The sequence below is a fragment of the Ramlibacter aquaticus genome, assembly GCF_015159745.1.
Taxonomy (GTDB): domain Bacteria; phylum Pseudomonadota; class Gammaproteobacteria; order Burkholderiales; family Burkholderiaceae_C; genus Ramlibacter; species Ramlibacter aquaticus.
Genome location: NZ_JADDOJ010000159.1, coordinates 1 through 1,741, shown reverse-complemented (window position 1 = coordinate 1,741; position 1,741 = coordinate 1). Strand labels below are relative to the sequence as shown.

Sequence of the window (1,741 nt, the reverse complement as noted above, 5' to 3'; positions counted from 1 at the left end):
CACGCATTCGCTTCTTGGCCGCCTCGCTCAATCGCTTTTGCACCATACCCATATTCTCCAGGAACAAGCCTGAAGACATAACGCAAGAGCGACACAACGGTTGTCATGTGTTTAGAGAAGATCAATAGTTTGCGTTGCCACCCCGTAAAGTGGCCGGCAAAGCCGGCCAGCATTGGTGCGCGGACTTGAACTTGGAGCCCGTCCGAGAAGCACGGGTGGCGACATTGCTCCAGCCTCGAGAGACCTATGGCCAAATCCAAACCGAGTAAGGACCGTCGGCGACCCGCATGAATATCCGGGCAGAATAAACGATCAGCTCTTGCTGTCGATCGCATCCACGAACTTGTCGCTGGCCGCTGGGTCTGCCCGAGTGAATGCCGCCCCTCAAGCCCAGGAGTTTGGGGCTAAACATCGTGCGTAGATTCCCTGGCCGGATGCTTAGCACACGACAAAAAGATGAGCTACGGCCTCTTGCTCGCCCGTCGCATTTGACCCCCGGTGGTGAGAATTTTCGCCTCAACTGAGATCGTGCCTTGCTTAGCGCCGAGGCACCTGGCTCATATCAACTGGCTGTGCAACGATGAGTTCGGCTTGCGAACTGATTGATGGCGCCGCGAACGCGTCCGAACCCCATAGCGGCCAGAACTGCGGTTGGGCCAATCTGCTCAGGCCCACCGATAATGCTGCTCCAAGGATTCACATGACTTTGCTTCAGATCGTCCTCCTCGCGCTGGTCCAAGGGGCCGCCGAACTTCTACCTGTCTCCAGTTCGGCACACGTCATCCTGGCCGAAAAATGGATGGGGCTTGATCCGTCGTCTCCGCAAATGACCTTTCTGCTGGTCATGCTGCACACCGGCACGATGTTCGCCGTGATCGCTTATTTCTGGGCTGCGTGGCGCCGGGCGTTTTTCAGCTCCTGGGCGGCCTTTCGAGATACTGCCGCACGGATCGCACTGTCCACCGCCGCGACAGGGGTGATCGGCTTCGGGATATTGCAGGCTCTCAAGCACAGCCTGACGCAGGGCTCAAGCAGCTTTGAGATCGAAAGCCTCTTCGGGAACACACAGCTGATCGCTGCGGCCCTGGTGGCTGCCGGCTTACTGATCTTGGTGTCCTCGCGCGCATCCACGCGTGCGTCAGGCGACCTCAATCTGAGGCGTGCCGCCTGGATAGGCGCAGTGCAGGGCCTGTGCTTGCCTTTCCGGGGCTTCTCCAGGTCAGGCGCGACGATTTCTGCCGGGATGCTTCTCGGGGTCGGCCGCAGGCAAGCTGAAGAATTCAGCTTTCTGCTGGCCGTCGTGCTGACCCCGCCCGTCATTGTCCGTGAGGGATGGCGCCTCATGAAAGCGCAAGCTCTATCTGGCTCCGCTGACGCCACTGGACTCCTGTTTCTGCCAGGCATCGAAGGGATGGCCTTCAGCTTTGTCGCCGGCCTGCTGGCGCTCAGGTGGCTGTCGCGTTGGCTTGAGGCCGGGCGCTGGTATCTCTTTGGCCTCTATTGTCTAGCGGCTAGCGCAATCGTGTGGACTTTTGGTAGCTGAGACGACGGCACTCCCTGAATGTCGCGGGCCCGCGCGTTTCAGGGCCGGTCGCATCGCTCATGTATGTGCGCCTAGTGTCCTGTCCCGCTAATTCATAGGCACGAAAACTGCATGGGATGAGGCATCCTCGGAGATGCCTCATGCCCAATGCATATACCCGCACCAGCAACATCGAGCTCACTGACGCGGAGCGCGCGG

General features: G+C 59.5%; 1 protein-coding gene. It reads left to right on the top strand.

The window, feature by feature from the left end:
* The first annotated feature begins 700 nt into the window (after window positions 1–700).
* The gene (locus IM725_RS19895; RefSeq protein ID WP_193782378.1) at window positions 701–1,543 is read left to right on the top strand and encodes an undecaprenyl-diphosphate phosphatase; all 843 of its coding nucleotides are present in this window, start codon (window positions 701–703) and stop codon (window positions 1,541–1,543) included.
* Window positions 1,544–1,741 lie beyond the last annotated feature (198 nt).